This window comes from Nonomuraea sp. NPDC050556 (assembly GCF_044457355.1).
Classification (GTDB): Bacteria; Actinomycetota; Actinomycetes; order Streptosporangiales; family Streptosporangiaceae; genus Nonomuraea.
The window spans coordinates 1,097,624-1,123,340 of sequence record NZ_JBITGU010000004.1; the positions used below are offsets into that span (position 1 = coordinate 1,097,624).

Annotated in this window: 28 protein-coding genes and 1 rRNA gene; 14 read left to right on the top strand and 15 right to left on the bottom strand. The window is 69.3% G+C overall.

Translation table 11 applies throughout. The features are described from left to right. Nucleotides 1–365 precede the first annotated feature (365 nt). Entirely contained in the window at nt 366–752 is a 387-nt protein-coding gene (locus ACIBG8_RS42115) for a thioesterase family protein (protein ID WP_397348834.1), read from the top strand. On the opposite strand, the gene ACIBG8_RS42120 is transcribed toward ACIBG8_RS42115, so the two are convergent. From ACIBG8_RS42120 to ACIBG8_RS42140, 5 genes are all read right to left on the bottom strand, one after another. Further along, nucleotides 742–951 (bottom strand): biotin/lipoyl-binding carrier protein, encoded by a 210-nt coding sequence (locus ACIBG8_RS42120; protein WP_397348835.1) that lies wholly within the window; start codon nt 949–951, stop codon nt 742–744. The genes ACIBG8_RS42115 and ACIBG8_RS42120 overlap by 11 nt on opposite strands. 235 nt (nt 952–1,186) lie before the next feature. Continuing rightward, the gene (locus ACIBG8_RS42125; RefSeq protein WP_397348836.1) at nt 1,187–2,452 is read right to left on the bottom strand and encodes an HD-GYP domain-containing protein; all 1,266 of its coding nucleotides are present in this window, start codon (nt 2,450–2,452) and stop codon (nt 1,187–1,189) included. Further along, the gene (locus tag ACIBG8_RS42130) at nt 2,449–3,801 is read right to left on the bottom strand and encodes an HD-GYP domain-containing protein (protein WP_397348838.1); all 1,353 of its coding nucleotides are present in this window, start codon (nt 3,799–3,801) and stop codon (nt 2,449–2,451) included. The genes ACIBG8_RS42125 and ACIBG8_RS42130 overlap by 4 nt, the downstream gene beginning before the upstream one ends. Before the next feature lie 240 nt (nt 3,802–4,041). Beyond that, nucleotides 4,042–4,308 (bottom strand): mycothiol system anti-sigma-R factor, encoded by a 267-nt coding sequence (gene rsrA / locus ACIBG8_RS42135; RefSeq protein WP_397348839.1) that lies wholly within the window; start codon nt 4,306–4,308, stop codon nt 4,042–4,044. Then, the gene (locus tag ACIBG8_RS42140; protein WP_397348840.1) at nt 4,305–4,922 is read right to left on the bottom strand and encodes a sigma-70 family RNA polymerase sigma factor; all 618 of its coding nucleotides are present in this window, start codon (nt 4,920–4,922) and stop codon (nt 4,305–4,307) included. The genes rsrA and ACIBG8_RS42140 overlap by 4 nt, the downstream gene beginning before the upstream one ends. A gap of 233 nt (nt 4,923–5,155) precedes the next feature. On the opposite strand from ACIBG8_RS42140, the gene ACIBG8_RS42145 reads away from it, so the two are divergent. Beyond that, the gene (locus ACIBG8_RS42145) at nt 5,156–5,899 is read left to right on the top strand and encodes a class I SAM-dependent methyltransferase (RefSeq protein ID WP_397348841.1); all 744 of its coding nucleotides are present in this window, start codon (nt 5,156–5,158) and stop codon (nt 5,897–5,899) included. On the opposite strand, the gene ACIBG8_RS42150 is transcribed toward ACIBG8_RS42145, so the two are convergent. The 3 genes from ACIBG8_RS42150 to ACIBG8_RS42160 form a co-directional block, all read right to left on the bottom strand. Continuing rightward, a complete protein-coding gene (locus tag ACIBG8_RS42150; protein ID WP_397348842.1) occupies nt 5,875–7,050 on the bottom strand; it encodes a serpin family protein in 1,176 nt (391 codons plus the stop codon). The genes ACIBG8_RS42145 and ACIBG8_RS42150 overlap by 25 nt on opposite strands. Before the next feature lie 31 nt (nt 7,051–7,081). After that, nucleotides 7,082–7,414: a TraR/DksA family transcriptional regulator gene (locus ACIBG8_RS42155; RefSeq protein ID WP_397348843.1), complete on the bottom strand. Its 333-nt coding sequence runs from the start codon at nt 7,412–7,414 to the stop codon at nt 7,082–7,084. Between the two features lie 149 nt (nt 7,415–7,563). Beyond that, nucleotides 7,564–8,310: an SOS response-associated peptidase gene (locus ACIBG8_RS42160; RefSeq protein WP_397348844.1), complete on the bottom strand. Its 747-nt coding sequence runs from the start codon at nt 8,308–8,310 to the stop codon at nt 7,564–7,566. A gap of 64 nt (nt 8,311–8,374) precedes the next feature. On the opposite strand from ACIBG8_RS42160, the gene ACIBG8_RS42165 reads away from it, so the two are divergent. From ACIBG8_RS42165 to rsgA, 3 genes are read left to right on the top strand one after another with little or no spacing between them, the layout of a single operon-like run. Then, nucleotides 8,375–9,400 (top strand): NAD(P)-dependent alcohol dehydrogenase, encoded by a 1,026-nt coding sequence (locus tag ACIBG8_RS42165; protein WP_397348845.1) that lies wholly within the window; start codon nt 8,375–8,377, stop codon nt 9,398–9,400. Between the two features lie 13 nt (nt 9,401–9,413). Beyond that, nucleotides 9,414–10,688: a 3-phosphoshikimate 1-carboxyvinyltransferase gene (gene aroA, locus ACIBG8_RS42170; RefSeq protein ID WP_397348846.1), complete on the top strand. Its 1,275-nt coding sequence runs from the start codon at nt 9,414–9,416 to the stop codon at nt 10,686–10,688. A gap of 1 nt (nt 10,689) precedes the next feature. Continuing rightward, nucleotides 10,690–11,715, top strand: a complete 1,026-nt coding sequence (gene rsgA / locus ACIBG8_RS42175) for a ribosome small subunit-dependent GTPase A (RefSeq protein ID WP_397348884.1) — start codon at nt 10,690–10,692, stop codon at nt 11,713–11,715. On the opposite strand, the gene ACIBG8_RS42180 is transcribed toward rsgA, so the two are convergent. Beyond that, a complete protein-coding gene (locus ACIBG8_RS42180) occupies nt 11,705–12,148 on the bottom strand; it encodes a DUF4442 domain-containing protein (RefSeq protein ID WP_397348847.1) in 444 nt (147 codons plus the stop codon). The two genes, rsgA and ACIBG8_RS42180, sit on opposite strands and share 11 nt — an antisense overlap. 52 nt (nt 12,149–12,200) lie before the next feature. Here ACIBG8_RS42180 and hisN point away from each other — a divergent pair, with 52 nt between their 5' ends. Beyond that, entirely contained in the window at nt 12,201–12,983 is a 783-nt protein-coding gene (gene hisN, locus ACIBG8_RS42185; protein WP_397348848.1) for a histidinol-phosphatase, read from the top strand. Between the two features lie 46 nt (nt 12,984–13,029). Next, nucleotides 13,030–14,886, top strand: coding sequence for an acetate--CoA ligase (gene acs, locus ACIBG8_RS42190; protein ID WP_397348849.1), 1,857 nt, complete (start codon nt 13,030–13,032; stop codon nt 14,884–14,886). Here acs and ACIBG8_RS42195 read toward each other — a convergent pair. Then, a complete protein-coding gene (locus ACIBG8_RS42195) occupies nt 14,876–15,598 on the bottom strand; it encodes a fructosamine kinase family protein (RefSeq protein ID WP_397348850.1) in 723 nt (240 codons plus the stop codon). The genes acs and ACIBG8_RS42195 overlap by 11 nt on opposite strands. After that, nucleotides 15,585–16,019 carry a low molecular weight protein-tyrosine-phosphatase gene (locus ACIBG8_RS42200; protein ID WP_397348851.1) on the bottom strand — a complete coding sequence of 145 codons (435 nt, stop codon included), beginning with the start codon at nt 16,017–16,019 and terminating at the stop codon, nt 15,585–15,587. Before ACIBG8_RS42200 ends, ACIBG8_RS42195 begins: the two co-directional genes overlap by 14 nt. Before the next feature lie 122 nt (nt 16,020–16,141). On the opposite strand from ACIBG8_RS42200, the gene pstS reads away from it, so the two are divergent. The 5 genes from pstS to ACIBG8_RS42225 are packed head-to-tail and all read left to right on the top strand — an operon-like array spanning nt 16,142 to nt 20,608. After that, entirely contained in the window at nt 16,142–17,251 is a 1,110-nt protein-coding gene (pstS, locus tag ACIBG8_RS42205) for a phosphate ABC transporter substrate-binding protein PstS (protein ID WP_397348852.1), read from the top strand. A 3-nt stretch (nt 17,252–17,254) separates the two neighbouring features. Continuing rightward, the gene (gene pstC, locus ACIBG8_RS42210; protein ID WP_397348853.1) at nt 17,255–18,220 is read left to right on the top strand and encodes a phosphate ABC transporter permease subunit PstC; all 966 of its coding nucleotides are present in this window, start codon (nt 17,255–17,257) and stop codon (nt 18,218–18,220) included. Further along, nucleotides 18,217–19,092: a phosphate ABC transporter permease PstA gene (gene pstA / locus ACIBG8_RS42215; protein ID WP_397348854.1), complete on the top strand. Its 876-nt coding sequence runs from the start codon at nt 18,217–18,219 to the stop codon at nt 19,090–19,092. The genes pstC and pstA overlap by 4 nt, the downstream gene beginning before the upstream one ends. A gap of 14 nt (nt 19,093–19,106) precedes the next feature. Then, nucleotides 19,107–19,883: a phosphate ABC transporter ATP-binding protein PstB gene (gene pstB, locus ACIBG8_RS42220; protein WP_397348855.1), complete on the top strand. Its 777-nt coding sequence runs from the start codon at nt 19,107–19,109 to the stop codon at nt 19,881–19,883. Further along, on the top strand, nt 19,883–20,608 hold the full coding sequence (locus tag ACIBG8_RS42225) for a response regulator transcription factor (protein WP_397348856.1): 726 nt from the start codon (nt 19,883–19,885) through the stop codon (nt 20,606–20,608). The genes pstB and ACIBG8_RS42225 overlap by 1 nt, the downstream gene beginning before the upstream one ends. Here ACIBG8_RS42225 and ACIBG8_RS42230 read toward each other — a convergent pair. Further along, nucleotides 20,595–21,530, bottom strand: coding sequence for a serine hydrolase (locus ACIBG8_RS42230; protein ID WP_397348857.1), 936 nt, complete (start codon nt 21,528–21,530; stop codon nt 20,595–20,597). The genes ACIBG8_RS42225 and ACIBG8_RS42230 overlap by 14 nt on opposite strands. A 61-nt stretch (nt 21,531–21,591) precedes the next feature. Beyond that, complete coding sequence (locus ACIBG8_RS42235; RefSeq protein ID WP_397348858.1) at nt 21,592–22,473, bottom strand: phenylalanine 4-monooxygenase; 882 nt, start codon at nt 22,471–22,473, stop codon at nt 21,592–21,594. Nucleotides 22,474–22,598: 125 nt separating this feature from the next. Between ACIBG8_RS42235 and ACIBG8_RS42240 the strand changes: the two genes are divergently transcribed. Further along, nucleotides 22,599–23,069 carry an Lrp/AsnC family transcriptional regulator gene (locus ACIBG8_RS42240; protein WP_397348859.1) on the top strand — a complete coding sequence of 157 codons (471 nt, stop codon included), beginning with the start codon at nt 22,599–22,601 and terminating at the stop codon, nt 23,067–23,069. Nucleotides 23,070–23,316: 247 nt separating this feature from the next. After that, nucleotides 23,317–24,279, top strand: a complete 963-nt coding sequence (locus tag ACIBG8_RS42245; protein ID WP_397348860.1) for a 1-aminocyclopropane-1-carboxylate deaminase/D-cysteine desulfhydrase — start codon at nt 23,317–23,319, stop codon at nt 24,277–24,279. Nucleotides 24,280–24,703: 424 nt separating this feature from the next. On the opposite strand, the gene ACIBG8_RS42250 is transcribed toward ACIBG8_RS42245, so the two are convergent. Both ACIBG8_RS42250 and rrf read right to left on the bottom strand, forming a co-directional pair. Further along, complete coding sequence (locus ACIBG8_RS42250; RefSeq protein WP_397348861.1) at nt 24,704–25,417, bottom strand: TylF/MycF/NovP-related O-methyltransferase; 714 nt, start codon at nt 25,415–25,417, stop codon at nt 24,704–24,706. Nucleotides 25,418–25,629: 212 nt separating this feature from the next. Beyond that, nucleotides 25,630–25,717, bottom strand: a 5S ribosomal RNA gene (rrf, locus tag ACIBG8_RS42255); the annotation flags it as partial.

Sequence of the window (25,717 nt, forward strand, 5' to 3'; positions counted from 1 at the left end):
TCGCGGCAGGGTAACGAGGAGGTCACGGAACTCAGAGAGTGTACGACTCACTCACCTCAACCGCCACATAAATGCCGCGAGTTCGTACAAACCTATCCTGCGGCCTAGCAATCCCGCTTGTCCGCCATTCACCGAGATCAACCCGCCAAACCGCCTACACCGCTCCTCAGGGAGAGCCGCCACCCACACCCCATAAGACGCACCCCCACCCCACCAGGTTCATGAGAAGCCCTCATGCCTCACCCCTTGAGGGCGTAGCTCCATTGGGGCCCGGGCGCGGCACCCGTGGGGGCGTGGGTGGGCTGGGTTGGCGGGGTTGTTCTGGGAGGCGGGGTTGTTCTGGTGGGGCGCAGTACGCTGGCGGCATGACGCTCGCCCCGGGCCTGCGCGCCCAGCTGCTCATCATGGTGGAGCGGGAAGACACCGCCCAGAAGATCGGCAGCGGCGACGTGCCCGTGCTGGCCACCCCGCGCCTCCTGGCCCTGGCCGAGATGACCACCGTCCAGGCGGTCCGCCCCCACCTCTCCCCCGGTCAGACCTCCGTGGGGACGCGCGTGCAGCTGGAGCACCTGGCGGCCAGCGTCCTCGGCGCCCACATCGAGATCTCCACCGAGCTGGTCGAGGTCGACGGGCGCAGGCTAGTCTTCACCTTCCAGGCCCGCGACCGGAGCACCGTCGTCGGCCGCGGCACCATCGAGCGGGTCGTCGTGGATCGCGAGAAGTTCCTGGAGCGCGCGGCGGCTACTCGATGACCGCGATCACGTGACCTTCCTGGATGACGTCGCCCTCGGCCACCTTCAGGCGCACGACGCCGCCGTCCTCGGTGAGCACCGGGATCTCCATCTTCATGGACTCGAGGATGACCAGCGTGTCGCCGTCCGCGACCGTGTCGCCGTCGGCAACCACGATCTTCCAGACGTTCGCCACCATCTCCGCGCGTACCTCAACCACGGCAACTCCCTTTTCTCGACGATCCAACAGTGACATATGCACTCATGAGCGCATACGCCCGACCGGCGAAGCCAGGGGACGCCCTACCCGCCGCACAGGGTTGTGGCACTGAGGTCCCGGGGCTTCTCGTGCGCCGTGACGGCGGTCAGCCGGGGAGCTCGGTGAGCGTCACCCTCCCGAGGACGCCGGCCACGTGCGGCGGGTGGCGCGTCCCCCGGCTCCGCCGTACGAGATCTCAGAGAAGCCGGGACGGTGTCGCGCGGTCGACCACGTGGGACATGGCTTCGATGACGGCCAGGTCGTACTCCAGCCCGCACCCCAGCCGCAGCCGCTCCAGCGCCGCCCCCGCCCGCTCCCGGTCCGTCGACCCGCCCACCAGGTCGTCGTAGGCGTTGGCCGCCTTGATGACCCGGCTCGCCAGCGGCGGCTCCTCGCCGATCGAGTCGCACTGCCGCCGCACCAGGTCGGCCACGTGGTCCAGCACCCCCGTCTGCCTGATCACCTCGGCCCCCAGCTCGGCGATCCGCCGCGCCTGCTCGGGGTCGGTTAAAACAGTCGCCCCGCCGGGGATCGGGTCGCGCAACGAGAGCTGACCGATGTCGTGCATCAGCGCCGCGTACTCCAGCTCCAGCAGCTCGGGCTCGGCCATCCCCAGCTCCCGCCCGACCGCCACCGACAGCCGCGAGACCCGTCGCGAGTGACCGGGCTCGACGTACCCGCCCACCTCGGTCACCCGCGACAGCGCCCGCACGGTCTGCAGATACGTGGCGCGAATACCGGCATATTTCCGGAACGCCACTTGCGTCACCAGCAGCGGCGCGGCGAACACGATCAGCGCCACCAGGTCCATGCTGTGCGTCGCCAGCGCCAGCAACACCCCGGAAGCCGCCACCGCGGCCCCCAGCGGGAACGCCATCCTGATCTCGTCGCGCACCGCCACCCGGAACGCCGTCCGCACCTGCTCGGCGCGCAACATCGCCGCGATCAGCACGTCCACCAGCAGGGCGATCGCGATGAGCGTCACCATCACCGTCAGCGCCGGCCACCACGTGCCGCCAGGCCCCTCGGTGAGCCCGTAGAGCGTCCCGGCCAGCGGGCGGAACGCGAACGCCAGCAACGCCCCGGTCAGCAGCCGGCGCGCCATCGCGTCGAGCCGGGGCGGCCGCCCCACCGCCAGGTGCGGCAGCGCCCCCGCCACCATGCCGACCGCGATCACCGCCACCACCTGCAGCGCCGAGTGGTTGAGCGGCTTGTTGCTGAGGTCGAGCAGCAGCGTGTAGCCGAGCGCCGCTGCGGCGCCGATAGGCGCGACCTCCCTGTTGCCCGGCATCGTCAGCCTGGCCAGCTCGCCCACCGCGATGAGCGCGCCGAACCCGATCGCGATGTCCGGCCGGTCGAGCGTCGTCGCCGCGGTGTGCGCCACGCCCGCGACGGCGACCAGCCCCGCCGCGCAGATCAGCAGCAACTGCCCCGAGTCGAGCCCCTGGAGCCCTCTGCTCACGGACCGCTCACCACTTCGATGGGCATCGTCGGGTCGTCGTGGTCCTTGGTCGTCGTCTCGGTGGCGACGCCCGGCGGCGGTTCGACCCGGCCGGGCGGTTGCCACGGGTTGTGCTCCAGCGCCTTGATGAAGGCGGTCACCATCTCGGGGTCGAACTGCGTGCCCGACCCCTTGCGCAGCTCGTCCACGGCCACCTCGATCGGCTTCGCCCCCCGGTAGGCGCGGTCGGAGGTCATCGAGTCGAACGCGTCGGCCACCGCGATCACCCTGGCGAACTCGGGGATCTCGTCGCCCGCCAGGCCCATCGGGTAGCCCCTGCCGTCGTATTTCTCGTGGTGGTGCATGATCCCGGCGAACGCCTCGTCGAGGAAGTCGATGCCGCGCACGATCTCGAGCCCGCGCATCGGGTGGAGCTGGATCGCGGCGAACTCCTCCTCGGTCAGCTTGCCGTCCTTCTGCAGGACCTTGGTGGGCACGCCGAGCTTGCCCACGTCGTGCAGCATGCCCGCGTAGCGGATCGCGCGCTGCCGTTCCATGCCCATGCCGATCTCCTGCGCGATCAGCGTCGAGGCCAGCGACACCCGCGTGCAGTGGCCGCGGGTGTAGTAGTCCTTGGTCTCCACCGCCTGGCAGAGCGCGGCGATGGTGGCGTCGTAGGAGCGCTCCTGCGCGTGGTATTGACCGAACGCCCAACGCGCCACGAAGAGCGGCAGCAGCACGAGCACGGCCGAGATCGACTGCACGGTCGCCCACAGCCCGGCCACCAGCAGCCCGAACGTGCCGTAGCCCAGGTAGGACAGGAGGAACTGCACGAGGCCGCGCAGCGGCACCTCGGCCGCCCGCATCCGGGACGCCAGCCTGATCATGGTGAGCGTCAGGATGATGTTCAGCGGCACGAAGACCGCGGTCGCCGCCGCGTAGGGGCCGATCAGGTCCTGGAAGCCGTACGGCTTGGGCACTCCGGACACCCCGCCCAGGGCGACGTAGACCTCACCCGCCGCGTAGCCGCACAACGCGAACTGCGCCCCGTTGAACAGCCGCTTCACCAGCGGAAGGCCCGGCCGTACGCTCAGCACGGCAGTCAGGCCCACCAGCGCGGCGCCCTCCGGCCCGATGAGCACCACCGCGGCGAGCGCGGCGGAGAAGCTCACCGACACGGCGAAGTGCTCCACGTTGAGCAGCGTCGGCATCGACTCGCACACCAGGAAGAGCAGCGCGAGCACCAGCAACATGCCCCACTCGCCCGGCTCGACCAGCCGTCCGGACACCACGCTGCGCCCGATCAGGACGGCCGCCGCCCCGATGATGGCGACTAAATAAACCCTCGCGGGCCACGGCAAATCACGCATTGCTCCCCCTAGGGGCGCGAACCGGGCGCCTGCTCAGGTCCAAGAGACTCCCGGGGGTACGGCTCCGCCGCCCCACAGAAGCACAACCACCATGGCGGTGAACAACCAGGCGGCCATTGCCTTCAACATGCGCTGCCTCCACGTCGATGTCTGTGGTTCACGCTACAGAAATCGACCCGTGGAAAGGGGCTGAGTTGGGAATCGCAAGCAAAGCGTAATCAAGCCACTACCTGGGGCGACTTAGTCGGCAAGCTCCGCACGGACGCGCGCGATCCGATCGAGAACCTTCGAGCGGAGATCGGCGGGCACCGGATCGCAACCACAGTGCTTGGCCACCAGAGCCTTGACCGCTTTGTCCAGGTCGTATTCCTTGAGGCACGGGCTGCACTCGTCGAGGTGCACCCGGATGTCGAAGGTGTCCCCCTCGGCCAGCTCGCCGTCGAGGTAGGCGTACACCTTGTCCAGGACCTCGCGACAGTCCTTGTCGTGCGGGTCGCCACAGCTCATTTGGAGCCCCCATCACTGGACGCGGACGGGACCAGTCCACGCTCGCGAGCGTAGTCCTCGAGAAGCGTCCGCAACTGCCTGCGGCCGCGGTGAAGCCTGGACATCACGGTACCGATGGGGGTGCCCATGATGTCGGCGATTTCCTTGTAGGGGAAGCCCTCGACGTCGGCCAGGTAGACCGCGATCCTGAACTCCTCCGGCAGGGCCGCGAGGGCCTCCTTGATGTCGCCGTCGGGCAGGTGTTCGAGCGCTTCGACCTCGGCCGACTTCAACCCGGATGAGGTGTGGGACTCGGCGCGCGCGAGCTGCCAGTCCTCGATCTCCTCGGTCCCCGACTGCTTCGGCTCCCGCTGCTTCTTGCGGTAGGAGTTGATGAAGGTGTTCGTCAGGATGCGGTAGAGCCAGGCCTTGAGGTTGGTCCCCTCCTGAAACTGGTGGAACGACGCGAACGCCTTGGCGAAGGTCTCCTGGAGCAGGTCCTCCGCGTCGGCGGGATTGCGGGTCATCCGGAGCGCGGCCGAGTAGAGCTGCTCGAGGTACGGCATCGCCTCACGCTCGAACCGCTCGCTCCGCTGTTCCAGAGTCTCCGTGCCTGTCGCGGGCACCGGACCCACCCCCCTAAGATCACCGGTGGCCTGCTGTGGCGGAACACCGTACTCAGGGGAGAATACCCGCTCGGCAGTGACCAGCCTGTCACTGGGGAGGGGGCGAACCATTGTGAGCATGCTTGCGGCAACACGCCCGGGACCGCGTCTGTTCCCGCAAGATAGAAGGTGACGAACGACCCGGTGCGGGGAAGAACGTTACGTACCGGCTGGTAGCCATTTCCGGAACACAGGAGTCGCGTGTGCTGCCCATTCCGGCCGAGGAGCTGAACGGTTCGGGGACGCTCGGGCCGTACTGGACCTTCTACCGCGCGGTCGTCGCCGAGCAGCTGAGCCGCTGGCTCCCCGGCCGCCCCTCCGTGGTCGTCGACCTCTCCGGCGGCCGTGGCCGTACGGCTGCGCAGGCCGCCAGGGCCGGTCACCGGGTCATCGAGGTGCTCGACTTCCGCCGCTCGTCAGAAGGGGTGCGCGACGCCGACAGGGTGCGCCAGATCCGCGCGGACGACCTGGGGTTCCTGCCGGACGAGAGCGTCGACGCCGTGGTGGCCGAGGAGCGGGCGCTGTCGATCGAGCTGATGGCCGAGTCCGCGATCAGCGACGTGGCCAGGGTGCTGCGTCCCGGCGGCCGGGCGATGGTGAGCGTCGACTCGCTGGTGCTCGGCATGGCGATCCTGGCCGAGCAGAACTACTGGCAGCACCTGCGTCAGACCGGCGAGGTCATGCTGGTGCCGTGGCCGGACGGCTCGATCACCCGGTGCTTCAGCAGCGCGCAGCTGCGCGAGCTGCTGGTGGGCGCCGGGCTGGAGGTCGAGTGGATCCGCCCGCGCACGGTCCTGTCGCCGTCGACGGTCGACCACGTGCTGGCGACCGACACGCGGGCGCTGGCGTGGCTGGTGCGCACCGAGCTCGACGCGCACCCGGACGACGACGACACGGTCGGCATCCACCTGGTGGCGAGCGCCTACAAGCCGGGGTCGGCCACCTGACCGACGAACAGCGGCGTTCTGGTGGGCTTGTGGACGATGGCGAAGGCGAACGGGTGGTCGGCCCGCACGGTGGCGTCCATCGCGCCGGGGCCCGACGCCTCGAAGGCCAGCGCGGTGACCGCTGCCGCCTCCGTCCCTCTCTCGTCGACGGTGATGTTGGCGCGGTGGATGGCCTGCGAGATGAAGAGGCCGGGGGCGATGCCGGAGAAGTCGGAGTCGCGCAGCCCCAGCTGCTCCATGGGCGGCATGAGGTCGATAGTGGTGGCGAAGTCCCACTTGGGCAGTTTCAGGTCCACGCTGGCCCCCTTCAGCCCCCGCGCGACCTGCTCCAGCGTCTCGGGCTTGAGCAGGTCGCCCGGAGACCCGCCCGGCGACGGCACGAGCACCCACATGGCCAGCTGGCCCCCCTGGTAGGGCAGCTCGACCGCCTGCCACCCCTTACCAGCCGCGTAGGCGAACCTGTCCATGGCGTGCATGGTCGGCGTCTGCAGGGTCGAGCCGTCGTGCCTGGTGAAGGTGGCGTTCTGGGTCGGCTCCTTGCCGAACGGCAGGAGCCAGTCGGCCTTGAGGTGGACGGCGTTGGCGAGAACCAGCTTGGTGCGCGGGTCGAGCTGCTCGAAGACCTTCTTGATGCGCCCGGCGGTGTTCCTGTCCGCCCAGTCGTTGATGACGTCGACCGCGTTGCCCGCGGTGAAGTCCACGGTCTGCACCCCGGTGCCGTACTGGGCCGCCAGCGTACGCAGGAAGTCCTGGTTGATCGGGCTGCCCTGCTGCGGGAACAGCGCGTTGGCCACGCTCACCTGCTTCGACCGCTCCACCTGCTCGGTCAGCGCGTTGAAAGCGGCGTGCGGCCCCTCCTTCGCCGGGAAGCCGAAGACCTGGTCGAGCTCGGCCGCCGTCGCCCCGACCGCGCCCGCCCTGGCCATGCCGTACGCCGAGGCGATGCTCAGTGGCGAGAGCACCACGTTCTCCCCCGGCTTGGCGACGGCGGAGAGCAGAGCGTGGCCGAACGCGGTGACGCCGCGCACGGTCTCCTCGACGGGCGGGTCGCGCGGGATCTCCCGCTTCACCCCTGCCGCCCCGACGAACTGGGCGCTTGCCCCACAGGCGGCGGTGGACACGATCAGCAGGACTGCGAGAAGTCTGCGCACACCGGTACGACGTGCGCGGTGTCCGAGCGGTTCACCGTCGCCGCTCCTGCTTGGACTGGCACTGCACGCACCTGGCCGCCTCGGGCCTGGCTTCCAGCCGCCCTTCTGGCACGGGCTTGCCGCAGTCGACGCACTGCCCGTAGGCGCCGGCTTCGAGGCGTTTGAGCGCGTCCACCACCGCCCGGCGCTGCGCGGTGGTGACGGTCAGCATGGCCTGCGCGCGGTCGGCGTCCGTCAGATCGGACCCGGCGTCGGCCGCCGAGCGGTCACGGACGGCGACCGGGTCTCCGCGCAGGACCCCGATCGAGCGATCGAGTTCGGCGAGCATGCTCTCGAGGCGCTCGCGAGCGGTCGTGACGTCCACGAATCCGCACCTCCGGGTAGGTGAGGGGGGTAGCCGTGGCGCGACTCCCCGGAGGTCACACGCGGCTCATGTATACGGTGACTCCGAGTAAACGGATGCATCGCTTTCCTCACCGGATGCCCACTTAGCGTGCTTCTTACACCGCCCAGTCAGAAAAGCGCTGATTCTTCCTCGGGAGGCAGGGGTTTGATCAGCTCGGGGCTGTTGTTGCGCACGCTGTTGACGTCCGTCGAGACGGGATAGGCCACCAGCCGGCCCGCGTCGGCGGGGACGAGCAGCCTGCTGGCCTCGGCCGTGTCGGTGACCTTAGGGTCGAGCCACTGCTCCCAGCGCTCGCGCTCGATCATCATCGGCATCCTGTCGTGGATGCGCCCCGCCTCGTCCACGCCCTGCGTGGTGATGATCGTGCAGGTGACGAGCCACTTGAGCGGGTCGTCGTCGGCGCGCGTCTTGTCCTTCCAGAACTCGTACAGCCCGGCCATCGCCAGCACGCCGCCGTCTTCCGGGTGGATGAAGTAGGGCTGTTTCTTCTTCTTGTCCTCTTCGAGGGGCATCCACTCGAAGTAGCCGTCGGCGGGCAGGAGGCAGCGGCGCTTGGCGAACGCCTGGCGGAACGACGGCTTCTCGGCGAGCGTCTCCATCCTGGCGTTGATCATGCGCGAGCCGACCGAGGGGTCCTTCGCCCAGACCGGCACCAGCCCCCACTTCACGACGCGCAACTGCCTGACCCCGCGTTCGGCCTCTTCCGGCACGCGCGTCATCACGGCATAGACCTTCTTGGTCGGCGCGACGTTGTAGTCGGGGGCCAGCTCCTCCTCGGGGGCGGCGTCCTGCTCGACCTGGAACTCCTCGAGGAGCTCGTGCTTCTTCCTCGCTGAGGCGTATCTCCCGCACATATTTCCACCTTGCCATGAGGCACTGACCTTTTCGCGGCATATCTGCATGGGTATGCGGTATGGCGTGAAAGCTTTCCAACTGATCGGTCCAGGCAAGACCGAACTGCGCGACATCGAGGCGCCAGTGCCCGGTCCGGGCCAGGTGCTGCTCAAGGTAGCCGGTTCCGGCGTCTGCCACTCCGATCTCCACCTCCTGCACGCGGAGCAGCTCCCCTTCCCCATGACCATGGGGCACGAGCCTGCGGGCTGGGTCGCCGCGATCGGCCCCGAGGTGACCGGCTGGGAGGAGGGGCAGGCCGCCATCGGCTACATCGTCTGGGGCTGCGGTGTCTGCCGCCACTGCGCCACGGGCGCGGAGAACGCCTGCGAACGGTTCCCGCGCGGCCTGGTCCCCGGCCCCGGCCTGGGCTATCCGGGCGCGATGGCCGACTACCTGCTCGTGCCCGCCCGCGCGCTCGTGCCGCTCGGCGACCTGGACCCCGTCGACTCGGCCCCGCTGGCCGACGCGGCGCTCACGCCGTACCACGCGATCGACCGCGCCAAGGCGGTCCTCACCCCGTCGTCCACAGCCGTCGTGATCGGGGTGGGCGGGCTCGGGCACATGGCCGTGCAGATCCTGCGCGCCGTCACCGGCGCCCGCGTCATCGCGGTCGACGTCGACCCGGCGCGGCTGGAGGCCGCGCGCGGCTACGGCGCGGACGAGACGGTGCTGTCGGGCAGGGAGGCGGCCACCGAGATCCTGGACCTCACGAAGACCGGCGCCGACGCGGTGTTCGACTTCGTCGGCGCGCAGCCGACGCTCGACCTCGGCGCGGCCGTCGTCTCCTCCTACGGCCACCTGACCGTGGTCGGCCTGGCCGGGGGCGTTCTGGGCTTCCCCGCAGCGGGCCCGCCGGTCGGCCTGCCGTGGGGCGCGACGGTCAGCAAGCCGTACGGCGGGACCAGGCGTGACCTGCACGAGGTCCTCGCGCTCGCCCGGCAGGGCAGGATCAGGGTGCACGTCGACCGCCACCCGCTCAGCGACGCCGCGAAGGTCCTCGACGACCTGGAACACGGCAAGATCCAGGGCCGCGCGGTCCTCACGCCATGAGTACTCTTTGACCATGTCCGCTCCGCACTGGCCAGCGCCGACCGCCGCAGCACCCGTCGTCGCGACCGTCCGCCTGCCCGGGTCCAAGTCGGTGACCAACCGCGCGCTGCTGCTCGCCGCGCTCGCCGACGGCCCAGGCGTCGTACGGCAGGCCCTGCGCAGCCGCGACGCCGACCTCATGGCCCAGGCGCTGCGCTCGCTCGGCACCGGCATGACGGCCTCGAACGAGACGGTCTCCAGCTCCGACTGGCAGATCACCCCCGGCCCGGTCAAGGGCGGGGTGAGTGTCGACGTCGGCCTGGCGGGCACGGTGATGCGGTTCGTCCCGCCGATGGCCGCGCTGGCCGACGGCGAGGTGTTCTTCGACGGCGACCCGCACGCGCGCAAGCGCCCGATGGGCCCGATCCTCGACGCGCTCCGCGCGCTGGGCGCCCGGGTGGACAACGACGCGCTGCCGTTCACGATCAGCGGGCCGATCACCGGCGGCGAGGTCACCATCGACGCCTCCGCGTCGTCCCAGCTCATCTCCGGGCTGATGCTCACCGCTGCCAGGTTCGACAAGGGCGTCACGATCAGGCACAAGGGCGCGCCCGTTCCGTCGATGCCGCACATCGAGATGACCATCCAGATGCTCAGGGGCGCCGGCGTGGTCGTCGACGACGGCGAGCGCGACGTGTGGCGGGTCGAGCCTGGCCCGATCAGGCCGCGCGACCTCACCGTGGAGCCCGACCTGTCCAACGCCGCGCCGTTCCTGGCGGCCGCGATGGTGACCGGCGGCGAGGTGACGATCCCCGACTGGCCGTCGGAGACCACGCAGCCGGGCGACGCGCTGCGCGGGCTGCTGTCCGCGATGGGCGCCACCGTCACGACCGACGGCAACGACCTGCGGGTGTCCGGCACGGGCGAGTTCACCGGCCTCGACGCCGACCTGCACGAGGTGGGCGAGCTCACCCCGACCATCGCCGCGCTCGCCGCGCTGGCCTCCTCGCCGAGCAGGCTGCGCGGCATCGCGCACCTGCGCGGCCACGAGACCGACCGGCTGGCCGCGCTGGTCACCGAGATCAACCGGCTGGGCGGCGACGCCGAGGAGACCGACGACGGGCTGGTCGTGCGCCCGCGCGCGCTGCACGGCGGCACCTTCCACAGCTACGCCGACCACCGCATGGCGACGGCCGGCGCGGTGATCGGCCTGGTGGTGCCCGAGGTCGAGGTGGAGAACATCGCGACGACGGGTAAGACCCTTCCGGAGTTCACCCGGATGTGGGCCGCGATGCTGGAAGGGGCCTGACCTGCGACGCAGGGAGTACGACGAAGATGACGTGCGGGTGCGGCCCGGCAAGGGTTCCCGGCCACGCACGCGTATCCGCCCTGCCCACGAGGACGCCGTGGAGGGGTTCGTCACGGCCGTCGATCGGGGGCGTTTCACCTGCCTGGTCGAGACCGGGGAGAAGAAGCGGAAGGTGCGCCGCACGGTCGTCGCGATGAAGGCGCGCGAGCTGGGCCGCAAGGGCATCGTGGTCGGCGACCGGGTCGGCATCGTGGGCGACGTGTCCGGCGACGCCGACACGCTGGCCAGGATCGTCCGCGTGGAGCCGCGCACCTCGATGTTGCGCCGCTCGGCCGACGACACCGAGGACACCGACGGCATCGAGCGCCCGATCGTGGCGAACGCCGAGCAGATCGTCATCGTGACCGCGCTGGCCGATCCGCCGCCCAGGCCCGGCATGATCGACCGCATCCTGGTGGCGGCGTTCGACGTCGACATCGAACCGCTGCTGTGCCTGACCAAGGCCGACCTCGGCTCGCCCGACGAACTGGTGGCGCAGTACGCGCCGCTGGGCGTCCCGCACGTCGTGGTGCACAAGGGCGGCTCGCTCGACGAGCTGCGCGAGCACCTGATCGGCAAGATCAGCGTGATGGTCGGCCACTCGGGCGTGGGCAAGTCGACGCTGGTCAACGCCCTGGTGCCGGACGCCAACCGGGCGGTCTCGCACGTCAACGCGGTGACCGGGCGGGGCAGGCACACCTCGACGTCGGCGGTGGCGCTGGAGCTGCCCGAGGGCGGCTGGATCATCGACACCCCGGGCGTGCGCAGCTTCGGCCTGGCCCACGTGGAGGTGGAGACGATCCTCGCGGGCTTCCCCGACCTCATCGAGGGCACGGTCAAGTGCCCGAAGGGGTGCACGCACCAGGACGCGGCGTGCGCCCTGGACGCGTGGGTGGTGGAGACGGGCGCCGACCCGGCGCGGCTGGTGTCGCTGCGCCGGCTGCTGGCCGTACGGGATCCTGCCGCGCGCCCAGGCCTTACCGATTAGGGCGCAACGTCCAGGTGACGGTGAGTTCGGTGACCACGACGCCCTCGGCGTTCCTGACCTCCACCGCGACGTCGAACTCCGGCCGCTGACCGCCGTCGAGCTGGGCGACCACCTCGGCGGGGTCGGCGAGCAGGCGCGCCTCGGCCGTGACCTCGCCCTTGGCCACCTTGCGGAAGCGGATGGTGGACGTCGTCGGCAGCGGCGTCGCGCGGGAGAGCTGGTCGCCGAAGGCCGCCAGCGTCACCGCCCCGGACGCCGACTCGGCGAGCGTGAACAGCACCCCGGCGTGCGGACCGGCCACGTGGTTGCGGAATTCCGGCCGGTCAGGCACCCGGCAGACGGCTACGGACGCATCCACCTTGTCGTAGACGATCCCGAGGGTCTTGGCGAAGGGAACGGTCTCCAGGAGAAAGGCGCCCACATCAAATGACATGGCCTCATATTACTGGCAAGTAACCCAAAGCTCCGCGATACCGTGGCTTCTCGTGACGGGTTACAGCGACGATCTGCGCCTCGCTCATGTCATGGCGGACGCCGCCGATGACCTGACCATGCGGCGCTTCAAGGCGGTCGACCTCAAGGTCGAGACCAAGCCCGACCTCACCCCGGTGAGCGACGCCGACCGCACGGTCGAGGAGGCGATCCGCGGAACGCTCCGCCGGGCCCGCCCGCGCGACGCCGTGGTGGGCGAGGAGTTCGGCAACACCGGTTGGGGCGCCAGGTCCTGGATCGTCGACCCGATCGACGGCACCAAGAACTACGTGCGCGGCGTCCCCGTCTGGGCCACCCTCATCGCGCTGATGGACCACGGCAAGGTCGTGGTCGGCCTGGTCTCCGCCCCGGCGCTCGGCCGCCGCTGGTGGGCGGCCAAGGAGGGCGGCGCCTGGACGGGCAAGAGCCTGACCAAGGCTTCACGCATGCGCGTCTCGCAGATCAGCGACCTGGGCGACGCGTCGCTGTCGCTGTCCAGCGTGACCGGATGGGAGAAGGGCGGCCGGCTGGACAACGTCCTCGACCTGGCGCGCTCGTGCTGGCGCAGCCGCGGGTACGGCGACTTCTGGTCGCACATGATGGTCGCCGAGGGCTCCGTTGACGTGAGCGCAGAGCCGGAGCTGTCCCCCTGGGACATCGCGGCGCTGACCATCATCGTCGAGGAGGCCGGCGGGCGCTGGAGCAGCCTGTCCGGCAGCCAGGGCCTGGAGGACGGCAGCCTCGTGTGCACGAATGGCACGTTGCACGACGAGGTGCTGAAAAAGCTGACGCCCTGACCAGACGTTTAGCAAATGTCGATGCGGGGTCGGCACGCTCTGAGGCATGTCTGAACTTGCTGACCTGTTGCACGAGAACCGCCGCTTCGAACCGCCGGCCGACCTCGCCGCCGCGGCGAACGTCACCGGCGACGCGTACGGCGAGGCAGAAGCCGACCCGAGGGCCTTCTGGGCCAAGCAGGCCAGGCGCCTCGACTGGGCGAAGAACCCGGAGACCACGCTGGAGTGGCGCGAGCCGTACGCGCAGTGGTTCGTGGACGGAGAGCTCAACGCCTCCTACAACTGCGTCGACCGGCACGTGGCCGCCGGGCGCGGCGACAAGGTCGCGATCCACTGGGTGGGCGAGCCAGGCGACAGCCGTACGATCACCTACGCCGACCTGCAGCGCGAGGTCAGCCGGGCCGCGCACGCGCTGACCGAGCTGGGCGTGCGCAGCGGCGACCGGGTCGCCATCTACCTGCCGATGATCCCCGAGGCGGTCGTGTCGATGCTGGCCTGCGCCAGGCTCGGCGCGGCGCACACCGTGGTGTTCGGCGGCTTCTCCAGCCACGCGCTGGCCGACCGGATCCGCGACTGCGACGCCAAGGTGGTCATCACCGCCGACGGCGGCTACCGGCGCGGCGCGCCCGTCGCGCTCAAGCCCGCCGTGGACGAGGTGCCCGCGGAGCACGTCCTCGTCGTCCGGCGTACCGGCCAGGAGGTCGCGTGGACGGACAGGGACATCTGGTGGCACGAGATCATGGACGGCCAGCCGGACAAGCACCTGCCCGAGGCGTTCGGCGCCGAGCACCCGCTGTTCATCCTCTACACCAGCGGGACGACCGGGAAGCCCAAGGGCATCCTGCACACCACCGGCGGCTACCTCACCCAGGCCGCCTACACCCACCACGCCGTCTTCGACCTCAAGGACGACGACGTGTACTGGTGCACCGCCGACGTCGGCTGGATCACCGGCCACACCTACCTCGTGTACGGCCCGCTGGCCAACGGCGCCACCCAGGTCATGTACGAGGGCACCCCTGACTCGCCGCACCGGGGCCGCTGGTGGGAGATCGTCGAGAAGTACGGCGTGACCATCCTCTACACCGCCCCCACCGCGATCAGGACGTTCATGAAGTGGGGCGCCGACATCCCCGCGTCCTACGACCTGTCCTCGCTCAGGATCCTGGGCAGCGTCGGCGAGCCGATCAACCCCGAGGCCTGGATCTGGTACCGCACCACGATCGGCGGCGACCGCTGCCCCATCGTGGACACCTGGTGGCAGACCGAGACGGGCGCGATGATGATGAGCCCGCTGCCCGGCGTGACCACCACCAAGCCGGGCTCGGCGCAGAAGGCGCTCCCCGGCATCAGCGTGGACGTCGTGGACGGCTACCTGCTGATCACCGAGCCCTGGCCCGCCATGTTGCGCGGCATCTGGGGCGACCCCGACCGGTACGTCGAGACGTACTGGTCGAAGTACCAGGGCCGCTACTTCGCCGGCGACGGCGCCAAGCGCGACGCGGACGGCGACATCTGGCTGCTGGGCCGGGTCGACGACGTGATGAACGTGTCCGGCCACCGCATCTCCACCACCGAGGTCGAGTCCGCCCTGGTCAGCCACCCGAGCGTGGCCGAGGCCGCGGTCGTCGGCGCGGCGGACGAGACCACGGGCCAGGCCGTGTACGCCTTCGTGATCGCCCGCGGCGCCGTCGAGGTGGACACCGAGGAACTGCGCGCCCACGTGGCCAAGGAGATCGGGCCGATCGCCAAGCCGCGCAAGATCACGGTCGTGGCCGAGCTGCCGAAGACCCGCTCCGGCAAGATCATGCGGCGCCTGCTGCAGGACATCGCCGAGGACCGCCCGCTGGGCGACGTCACCACCCTGACCGACGCCTCGGTGCTGGACTCCATCAAGCGCTGACCGCTCTTCTCAGGTCACTGACGTACGGCTCGCCGAACAGGACGGCGTGGACGGCGAGCGGGTGCAGCTGATGCAGCCGCACCCGCTCGCGCCACCCGTCCGCCAGCGGCGCGACCTCGTCGTAGGCGCGCAGGATCCGGTCCAGGTACGGCGCGCCGAACAGCGCCAGCATCGCCAGGTCGGTCTCCCGGTGCCCGCCGTGGGCCGCCGGGTCGATGAGCACGCACCGGTCGCCCCGCCACAACACGTTGCCGCTCCACAGGTCGCCGTGGATGCGCGCGGGCGGCTCCTGCGGCTGCCGCGCACACCGCTGGATGAGCCGCTCCTCGTCGGCGTCCAGCCCGATCATGCGCATGAACGGCAGCACCCGCTGCCGCACGTAGAACGACGACCAGTCGTCTGAAGGCGAGTTGTCCATCGGCAACTCCGCGATGAACCCCGGCCACGGCGCGCCGAAGAAGTCAGCCCCCTGCGCGTGCATGGCCGCCAGCTCCCTGCCGAACCGCTCGGCCTGGCTCGGGGTGGGCTCTTTTTCCGCTATCCACTCCAGAACCAGCCGATCCTCCCCCACCTCGATCACCTCGGCGGCGATGTCACCGAGCCAGTGCAGCCCGGCCGCCTCAGAGGTGAACGAAAGGGAAACAGGCCCGGTCTTGACGGCCACCGCCCGGCCGTCCGGCGTCACGGCGCGGCGCAGCTCACCCGATCTCATCGGCGATGCGCTTGACGACGCCCTCCGCCGCCGCCTCCACCTGCCGCAACACTGGGAGGAAACGCCCGTCGTAGTACGGATCGGGCACCTCTCCCTGCGGGTCGAACAGTTCGGCCTCCACCTCGGGCGCCATCCGCCGCAGATTGCGCAGGTTCTCCTTGTCCATCACCAGGACCAGGTCGTAGTCGTCCGCACGGAACTGCCGCGCGCGATGCGCCGATCCGTCGTAGCCGTTCTCGGCCAGCGTCCGCAGCGCCCGCTCGTCCATGGGGTCGCCCTCGTGCCACCCGCCCGTGCCCGAGCTCTCCACGCTGACCCGGCCCGCAAGTCCCTGATCTGCAAGTTTCTGCCGCAGCACCACCTCGGCCATCGGTGAACGGCAGATGTTCCCCATGCACACCAGGCATACGCGATAGGTCATGCCCACCATGATGACGGACGACCTGTGAGGTTCACCGAACGTTCACCCGTGATTGGGGGATTAAGTCACTTTGGCTGCATAACTTCTGGTTCGACTAAGGACCAAGTGGGAGGAACCCAACCGTGAAGTATGTAGGCCGGATCGCCGCGGTCGCCATCGTGGGCGCGCTTTCGCTCGCTGCGTGCGGCACCGACAACAACGGCGGCGCCACGAGCTCCGCCGCCCCGGCCTCCTCGGCCGCGGGCAACGACAACGCTCTGAGCGGCGCGATCAACGCGGCTGGGTCCTCTGCCCAGGCCAACGCGATCGACCAGTGGAAGAAGGACTTCCAGGCCAAGAACCCGGGTGTCAGCCTGAACTACCAGCCGAGCGGCTCCGGCGCCGGCGTCCAGGCCTTCATCGCGGGCACGATCTCGCTGGCCGGTTCCGACTCGGCGCTCAAGGACGACAAGGGCGAGCCCGCCGCCGCCGACGCGCGCTGCAAGACCGGCAAGGCCATCAACATCCCGATGGTGACCGGCCCGGTCGCGGTGGTCTACAACCTGCCCGGCGTCGAAGGCCTGCAGCTGTCCCCCAAGACCCTGGGCGGCATCTTCAACAGCACCATCACCAAGTGGGACGACGCGGCCATCAAGGCCGACAACCCCGACGCCAAGCTGCCCGCCACCGCGATCCAGCCGTTCCACCGCGCTGAGGAGTCCGGCACGGCCGACAACTTCACCAAGTTCCTCAAGGCGACCGCCGACTGGCCGTACGAGCCCGCCAAGGCGTGGCCCGCCGAGGCCAAGGGCCAGGGCGCCAAGGGTTCCGACGGTGTCGCCTCCTCGGTCAAGAGCACCGAGGGCGCCATCAGCTTCGTCGAGCTCTCCTACGCCGAGAACTCGCAGCTGCAGAAGGCCAAGGTCGCCAACGGTTCCGGCGAGTTCGTCGAGCTGACCCCCGACAGCGCCGCCAAGACCGTCGAGGCCGCCGAGGTCAAGGGCACCGGCAACGACCTCAAGCTGGGCATCGACTACGCCACCAAGGCCGCGGGCGCCTACCCGATCGTCCTGGTGACCTACGAGATCACCTGCGAGAAGGGCCTCGCCGCCGACCAGGTTCCGCTGGTCAAGTCCTTCCTGCAGTACACCGCCAGCGACGAGGGCCAGGCCTCGCTGAAGGACCTGGGCTACGCCCCGCTCCCCGCCACGCTGCTGACCAAGGTCCGCGCCGCGGTCGAGGCGATCTCCTAACTGATGGCAACCCCCGTTCGCACGCGTGGAGGCGGGCCGGCTACGCGCCGGTCCGCCTCCCGGCGCACCCGAGGTGAAGGGCTCTTCCGCAATCTCTCCACCGGAGCTGGCGTCGTCCTGCTGGGGATCATGGCGGCCATCGCCGTGTTCCTCATCAGCGAGGCCATCCCGGCGCTGAGTGAGAACGAGGGCAACTTCTTCACCGATCTCACCTGGGATCCCAACGGCAGCCAGGTCTTCGGCATCGCCGCCCTCGCCTTCGGCACCGTACTGAGCTCGGCGATCGCCCTGGTGATCGCCACGCCCATCGCCGTCGGCGTGGCGCTGTTCATCTCCCACTACGCGCCCAGGCGCCTGGCCGGCCCGCTGGGCTTCCTCGTCGACCTGCTGGCCGCCGTGCCCAGCGTCATCTACGGCCTCTGGGGCGCGGTCTTCCTGGTGCCCCTGCTCAGGACCCCCTCGGTCTGGCTGAACGAGAACCTGGGCTGGTTCCCGCTGTTCGGCGGCGAGGGCGCGGTCGGCGGCAAGACCATGCTGGCCGGTGGCATCGTCCTGGCGATCATGATCCTGCCGATCATCGCGGCGATCTCCCGCGAGGTCTTCCTCCAGGCTCCGAAGATGAACGAGGAAGCGGCCCTGGCGCTCGGCGCCACCCGCTGGGAGATGATCAGGATGGCGGTGCTTCCCTTCGGCCGCCCCGGCGTCATCAGCGCCGCCATGCTCGGCCTCGGCCGGGCCATGGGCGAGACCATCGCGGTCGCGCTGATCTTCCCCGCCACGTTCGACATCACCTTCCAGATCCTCACCCCGCACGCCAACAGCATCGCCGCCAACATCGCCAACGGCTACGGCGAGGCGACCCCGATCGGCCGCGGCGCTCTCATCGCCTCTGGCCTGGTGCTGTTCATCATCACCCTGCTCGTCAACATGGGCGCCCGCATGGTGATCACTCGCGGGAGAACGAAATGAGCACGATCCAGCACATCTCCACCGGGCGCAAGGTCAAGGACCGTGTCGTCCAGGGCCTGGTGTACCTGGCCTTCGCGCTGGCCGTGGTGCCGCTCATCTCCGTCCTGTGGATGGTGATCTCGAACGGCCTGGCCAGGTTCGACCTGGAGTTCCTGACCCACTCGATGCGGGGCATCGGTGCCAGGGACGCCGGCGGCGGCGCCTACCACGCGATCATCGGCACCCTGGAGCAGGTCCTGCTCGCCTCGGCGATCGCCGTACCCATCGGCGTGCTGACCGCGATCTACCTGGTCGAGTACAGCAGCGGCGGTCGGCTCAGCCGTACGATCAGCTTCTTCGTGGACGTCATGACCGGCGTCCCTTCGATCGTTTCCGGCCTGTTCATCTTCGCCTTCTGGATTCTCTTCCTCGGCATGCCGTTCTCCGGCCTCGCCGGAGCGCTGGCGCTGTCGATCCTGATGATGCCGACCGTGGTCCGCTCCTCGGAAGAGATGCTCAAGCTGGTGCCCATCGATCTGCGCGAGGCCTCGTACGCGCTGGGTGTGCCCAAGTGGCGCACGATCCTGCGCGTGGTGCTGCCGACCGCGTTCACCGGCATCGTCACCGGCGTGATGCTCGCCATCGCCCGCGTGGCGGGCGAGACCGCGCCGCTGCTCCTGACGGTGTTCTTCGCCGACTCCATCAACAGCGACCCGTTCAACGGGCCGCAGATGGGCCTGCCACTGTTCGTCTTCGACCAGGCGGCCAGGCCGAACGACACCGCCATCGACCGCGCCTGGACCGGCGCGCTCACGCTCATCCTGATCGTCATGCTGCTGAACCTCGTGGCGCGACTCATCGCCTGGTGGCGGTCGCCCGCCCGAGGCCGATAGGGGGTTTCCCGGTAATGTCCAAGCAGATCCAGGTATCCGGGCTCGACGCGTACTACGGTGCGCACAAGGCCATCGAGGACGTCTCGATGACCATCGAGTCGCGCTCGATCACCGCCTTCATCGGCCCCTCCGGGTGCGGCAAGTCGACCTTCCTGCGGACGCTCAACCGCATGCACGAGGTCATCCCCGGTGCGCGGGTCGAGGGCAAGGTGCTGCTCGACGGCACCGACCTCTACGGCAAGGACGTCGAGCCGGTCTCCGTCCGCCGCTCCATCGGGATGGTCTTCCAGCGCCCCAACCCGTTCCCGACCATGTCGATCTACGAGAACGTCGCCGCCGGCCTGCGCCTGAACGGGCGCGTCTCCAAGTCGCAGACCGACAGCGTGGTCGAGGAGTCGCTGCAGGGCGCCAACCTCTGGAACGAGGTCAAGGACCGGCTCAACAAGCCTGGCGCGGGCCTGTCCGGCGGCCAGCAGCAGCGCCTCTGCATCGCCCGCGCGATCGCGGTCAAGCCGCAGGTGCTGCTCATGGACGAGCCGTGCTCCGCGCTCGACCCGATCTCCACGCTGGCGATCGAGGACCTCATGACGAAGCTGAAGGACGAGTACACGATCGTCATCGTCACCCACAACATGCAGCAGGCGGCCCGCGTCAGCGACAGGACCGCCTTCTTCAACCTCGCCGCCCAGGGCCAGCCGGGCAAGGTGGTGGAGATGGACGAGACCTCTCGCATGTTTACGAATCCATCCCAGAAGGCCACTGAGGACTACATCACTGGACGCTTCGGCTGATGGCCCACCAGCAGACGGCCTCCGAGGTGCACGGGGACACCCGAACGGCACCCGTCCTGCTGGTGGCCGATCCTGACGAGTGCGCGGTCCAGGAACTGGCCGTGGCGCTCGGGCGCGAAGGCGTCTCCGTCGTCGGCGTGTCCGACGGCGCCCAGGCTCTGCTGCAGGCCGGAGCATTACGGCCGGACGTGGTGCTCGTCTCCGCCACGTTGCCGATCATCAGTGCGGTGGACTTCGTGCGTGCCGTACGCCTGTCGGGGTCCGTGCCCGTCCTGCTCGGCGTCGGTGAGGGGCACGCCGAGCAGGCGGTCCAGGCTCTCGGCGCGGGCGCTTCCGCCTGCGTGGCCAGGCCGTACCGGGTGCCCGAGCTCCTGCCGTTCATCCAGGGGTCGTCGTCCGGGCAGGCGGAGCTGCGCCGGGTGCTGACCGTGGGGAGCGTGGAGCTCGACGTCAACGCCTACCAGGTGCGCGTGGGCGGCCAGGCCGTCCACCTGCCGCTGCGCGAGTTCGAGCTGCTGCACTACCTGATGCGCAACGCGGACCGTACGGTCACCCGCGAGCAGATCATGCGCAACGTCTGGCACTCGACCCACACCACCTCGACGAACACCATCGCGGTGCACGTCAAACGCCTGCGGGCGCGGCTCGGCGACGAGGACGACACGCTCATCCAGACCGTGCGCGGCGTCGGCTACCGGCTCATCACGCCCGTCAGCACTTCCTGAAGCCCTTCATCATGCGCTTGGCGACGCCCTCGACGGTCGCGATGCCGGTGCCGACCTCGGCACTGCCTTCTGTGAGTACGGCTATCGCGTAGTCGTGGCCGCGGCCGCTCACGATGCCCACGCTGACGACGGCCCAGCGCTTGGTGGAGACGCGCTTCAGCCAGCCGTTCTTGAGCGCGGTGTGCCAGCCTTTGCAGGCGGCGGCGCTGACGCCCCACTTCTGCTCCGCTATGACCTTGCCCATCAGCTTGAGCACCTGCTCGCGGTCGGGCTTCCTCAGCGGGCTCTTGCCGGTCTTGAGGGCCTTCATCAGGCGGATCTGGTCTTCTGCCGACGTTCTGGTGATGCCCCAGCAGTACAGGTCCAGGCAGTCTCCCGGGACGCCCTGGGTGTTCTCGAGTCCCAGCTTCCTGCCTGCCCTGGTGAAGCCTGGGGCGCCGCCTATGCGGAGCCAGAGGCGGTCGGCTGCCTCGTTGTCGCTGTAGCGGATCATGAGGTCGGCGTCGTGTCTGGTCTTGGCGCTGAGCTTTTTCCAGGGGGTTTTGAGGAGCAGGGCCATGAGGATCTGCACCTTGGCGGTGGAGGCGGTGATCAGGCGCTCGCCCTTGTGGTAGCGGTAGACCTCGCCTGTGGTCAGGTCCTTCACCATGGCGGTGACGGGGCCAGGCCTGCTGCTCAGATAGCTGTTGAGGCTGCTGGTGAGCTTCTTGGCCTCGATCGGCGCCCCCGATTGGGCGCCTTTGGCCGTCCGCCCCGCCTGCACCCCTGCCTGGGCGCCTTTAGCCGCCCGCGCCCCCGCCCCTGTCCAGGCCGTCTGCGCGCCTGCCTCCACCTGCGCCGTCCGGGCCGTCGCCGTCGTCCCCGCCTGGGCAGCCGTCATGGGGGCGAGCAGCACCAGGCAGGCCAACACTAATCGGATCACCACGACTCCTTCGATGCTCACCAACCTGGGTTAGTTCGCGATCATCGTGGTGCCAGTGGTGTTACAGGTGCGTAAGTTTCGCGATGGACTCGTCGTCGCAGGTCGCCCAGAAGTCGCCGACGACGTCTTCAAGGTGCTGGAGCGAGTCAGCCCGGAACAACACATCCTGATATTTCGTGATGTCGTACTCGGTGAGCCCCATCTCGTGGAGGTCGAGCGCCCGGATGTCCATCCCCCGGAACTCCTCGATCTCCCCATAGGACGACAGGATGCCCGCGCCGTACGCCTTCAGCTCGCCGTCCTCGCTCATCACCCCGAACTCCAGCGTGAACCAGAACACCTTCGAGATGAACTCCAGCGCCTCCTGCGTCTCCACCCGCCGCGCCGCAGCGCCGGCCAGCCGGTAGAGAGCGGCGTAGCGGTCGTGCGCCAGGGCGTTGGCGTGACCGATGACCTCGTGGATGACGTCCGGCTCCGGCGTGTAGAACGGCACGGAGTGGTGGCGGATGTACTGCGTCGAGTGGAAGTAGCCGTCCTGCAGCACGCCGTAGAAGTCCCGCAGCGGCACCAGGCCCGCGGCCGGGAGGTAGCGGAAGCCGGTGAGCGGTTCGAGCAGCTCGGAGACCTCCTGCAACTGCGGGATCCGGCGCTCGGGCAGGCCCAGTCGCTCGGCACCGGCCAGGTACTCGGCGGTGGCGTATTTGTCGTGCTTGATCTTGAGCTCGCTGGTTACGGTCGCCCAGATCTCGTGCTCCTGCTCCGTGTACTCGGCGACCGGGATGGGCTCGCCGCGCTCGTGGTTGACCGCGAGACTGGCGATCGCGTTGCGCCTGGCCCGGTAGACCGGGTCGGCGAAACCGGGGTGGGAGCTCGCCAGCTCGACGACCACCGAACCGTCGTCGCCGGTCGCGATCGGGGCGAAGTACTGCGCTTCCTCGAACATGGCAGAATAACAGCAATTCTCGCTTTGACTGGCAAGAGCTGACATTTCTACTAGTCGATTCGCCTGGTTTCGCCGCTCACGGCGGTCGCATCCTGGTCGAATCGCACAGTTCTTCTGGAGGGGCCGTGGACGCGCTGGACGCCAGGCTGCTGACCACCATGCGGGCACATCCACGCGTGGGACTCACCGAACTCGCGCGGCTGCTGGGGGTGGCTCGGGGCACCGTACAGGCTCGCGTCGAGAAGCTGGTCTCTCGGGGGATTGTGGTGGATTTCGGCCCGACCATAGATCCGGTGCCTGCGGGGTATCCGATCCTGGCCTTCGTCATGATGCAGATCACCCAGGGCCGCGTGGCGGAGGCGGTGGAAGCGCTGGGCGACGTCCCGGAGATCCTGGAGGTCCACGGCACCAGCGGGCAGGCCGACTTGCTGTGCCGCGTGGTGGCCAGGAGCACAGCGCATCTTCAGGACATCATCGCCACCATCCTCTCCTCCCCCGCCGTGCAACGCACCGACACCACGATCGCCCTGTCCACTCAGATCCCGTACCGCATAGACCCCCTCCTAACAACAGCCACCACCCCCACCCCGCCCTAACCCCACCCCATAGTTCACCCGCGCCCGCCCTCCTCCTGCCCAGCCACCAAGCACGCCCGTTGTTTCGCATGCGGCGCCCCTCCTCCGAGCCACGCTCCGTCCCCTCACCTTGTCGCGGCCCCCTCACCTCCACCACACCCTCGGACCACGCACCCCCGCCCACACCCGCCACGAAGGACCTCACCCCCACCCTCGCGGGAAGAGGGTTGGGCTTGTCGAGGGTGTGGGGAGCGGGGACGATGGGCCGGTGATCCTGCCCGTCGACGACACGCCGCTCCACCAGCTCCCCGGCCTGGCCAGACACCTAGGGATCCCACCCGACCGCCTGTGGGTCAAACGCGAGGACCTCACCGGCCTGGCCGGAGGCGGCAACAAGGCCCGCAAACTGACCGCCCTGATAGAAGACGCCCTAGCCAAGGGATGCAACCACCTGGTGACCGGCGGCGGCGCCCAGAGCAACCACGCCAGGATGACCGCAGCCGCAGCCAACGTCGCCGGTCTGAGGTGCGACCTCGTCCTCACCCGAGGCGACCGCAGCGGCAACGTCCTGCTCGACGAGCTGCTCGGCGCGTCCATCACGTGGCTTGACGGCCCGGCCCTGCCGTACGACGACCTCGAAACCGCCATCCTGACCCGCGCCGACCAGCTGAAGGCCGAGGGACGCAAGCCGTACGCCATCCCCATCGGCGGCTCCACCACGCTGGGCACGGCCTCCTACGCCAGGGTCGCCCAGGACCTGACCCGGCGACTCGACCCGGACGTGGTGGTAGTGGCGGCCGGTTCAGGCGGCACGCAGGCGGGCCTGGCGGCAGGCTTCGGCGACCACACCAAGCTCATGGGCGTAGACGTAGGCGCCCGCCCGAACCTCTCCGACGCCATAACCATCCTCGCCCGAGCCGCCGCCACCCACCTGAACCTCCCCGCCCCAAGCGGCCAGTGCGTGCTGGACACAGGCCATATCGGCAAGGGGTACGGCACGCCGACCGAGGACGGCCGCGACGCCCTCCTCACCGCGGCAAGGACCGACGCGTTGTTGCTGGACCCGGTCTACACAGGCAAGGCGATGGCCGCGATGCTCACGGCCTACAGGGACGGCCGGCTGGGCCCAGACCAGCGCGTCGTCTTCCTCCACACCGGCGGCCTCCCCGGCCTCTTCGCCACCCCCTACACCTCCTGGCTAACCACCCCTCCCGCCCCACCCCGCGAATAACGACCCCTTCCACCACACCCGCGGGTAACCACCCCACCCAGCGTGAAGCCCCCCGCGGGTAGCTGCCCCTTCGGCCACACCCCGCGTGAAGCCACCCCCCCTTCGCACCGCGGGTAGCCACGCCTCCCCCAAGACCCGTGGCCAACCACCTCTAGCGCGACCCGCCCGTGGGGAAGCACCTATCCCGCCGCGACCCCCCGCGAAGACCCCCTAGCTGACCCCCCCGACAGCCAGCCGCGTTGCCCTCCGGCCCTGCCTCTCATCCGCACGACGCCCCCATCCCGCCCGCGCGCCACCGGCGGCCAGTTCGCCAAAGCCCCGCCACACGCCCATCCCCACCGACGGGCGTGTGCGGGGCGAATGGGCTTGTTCGAAGCACGTGGGTGGATGCGCCCGGTCCCGTCCCCAGCTCCCCTCGGGATGGTTACCAGCGGGACATGAGTTTGCGGCGGGTTCTGGTGAGGAGAAGGGGTGGGGACTTGGCGACCTGTTGGCTGCCCAGCACCTGGAACAAGGCGCGCCTGTCGGTCATGTCGCCCTTGCCGCTGGGTTCCCTGCCGAAGAGCGCGAGGAGGGCAGTACGGGTCCCGGTGCGTTCGCTCCACTCCTGGAACGCCCGGTACTCCGCCGGGTCCTCCCCGAAGAACTCGTCGAACAGCAGCAGGCTCCCGCTGGTGAGCAGCGGCGTCACCCAGTCGAGCGCGCACGTGGTCGCCGACTCCAGGTCCGCGTCGAAGTGCGCCAGGCTGATCCTGCCCACCTCGGTGGCCAGGGCCGGAGTGAGCGAGTCCTCGAAGAACCCCTCGACCACCCGCACCCCCGTCAACCGGGGAACCGGCGTCGCGAACGTCCCCGCGGACAGGTTCTCGTAGCCTTCAGGCAACCCCTTGAACGAGTCGCACGCGTAGATCCGTTTACCGCGCTGTCGCGGATCCCAGAGCCTGCTGCGCCACAGCTCGTCCCTGATGACGCGGGTGGAGTATCCCTTCCAGACACCGAACTCCACGATGTTGCCGGGGACGGAGCGGGACAGTTGAACTGCCAGTTCCAGCACTTGCGCCCGCGACGGGAAGGTCGCCTTGGAGCGCATCTCCCCCCATTCGCCGGCCATGCCTTTCAGCCATGCTTCTTCGAGCATGTCACCCATGAGATTTCTCCGCTCTGGCGGCCCCATTGCGAGATCTTCACCATAGAAGCACCGCACCGAACGGGTGAATACGTATAAGTACGCCCTGGACCTGGGCTCATGCCGGGGAACGCAAAAAAGGGCCGCCCCAACCGGGACAGCCCTGTGAACGCAGAAGAGGACCATCCCCCATGACGGGAATGATCCTCTCCTGTTCAAAGATTGCGCGGCGGCGACCTACTCTCCCACACCCTCCCGAGTGCAGTACCATCGGCGCTGGAAAGCTTAACTTCCGGGTTCGGAATGTAACCG